Raw genomic sequence first — 273 nt, forward strand, 5'->3', positions numbered from 1 at the left:
GGAGGCGCTCGACGCCAGCTATTCGTCGGCGCTCGAGCTCGGCAATCGTCTGCTCTGAGGCAACCGCCACGACGGCGTCAGCTTCCCGTTCCCAGACATCAAGGCTCAGTGGAACCTTCAGGAGATCGTCGACTTTGCGACCCGCAACTGGAGTGAGACGAACCAGCCAGCGGACCGTCGCGCCCTCCGCCATATCAGGTGCTCCTCGGCATATTATGCAGCCTGTCTCGACTTTAGCCTCTCCCGAAGTGAGCTGCAACGCCGCCCCCGAAG

General features: G+C 62.6%; 1 protein-coding gene. It reads right to left on the reverse strand.

From position 1 onward, the window contains the following. The coding region (locus tag AC0L2O_RS36770) for a hypothetical protein (RefSeq protein ID WP_473373203.1) at positions 1–193 on the reverse strand (193 nt) is incomplete at its 3' end. Positions 194–273 lie beyond the last annotated feature (80 nt).

The sequence above is a fragment of the Bradyrhizobium sp. Kon10 genome (assembly GCF_055807395.1).